The 342-nt window shown below is 34.5% G+C and carries 1 protein-coding gene; it reads left to right on the forward strand.

Annotated features, from left to right (window positions below):
- Nucleotides 1–96 precede the first annotated feature (96 nt).
- Nucleotides 97–342: CHC2 zinc finger domain-containing protein (locus H4O21_RS28615; protein ID WP_255487458.1), on the forward strand; the 246-nt coding region annotated here is incomplete at its 3' end.

The raw sequence follows: 342 nt of genomic DNA on the forward strand, positions 1-342 counted from the left end.
AAATAAAAGAACTATTCCGTTTTATAGATAAGTCTTTTTCATATCAAGTCAATTTTCAAAAATTAGTACATTTACGTTTCTAATTAATTTAACGTATTGATTGCAGCACATTCCATAGATCAAGTATTTGAAACCGCTCGTGTAGAAGAGGTTATCGGAGCTTTTGTGCAATTAAAAAAAGCAGGGAGTAACTATAAAGGTTTAAGTCCTTTTAGTGACGAGCGCACTCCAAGTTTCATGGTATCTCCAGTAAAGCAAATTTGGAAAGATTTCAGTACAGGAAAAGGGGGTAATGTTGTAGCTTTTTTAATGGAGCACGAACATTTTACGTACCCCGAAGCG

Origin of the sequence: Oceanospirillum sediminis (genome assembly GCF_014164585.1) — a bacterium.
GTDB lineage: Bacteria > Pseudomonadota > Gammaproteobacteria > Pseudomonadales > Halomonadaceae > Oceanospirillum > Oceanospirillum sediminis.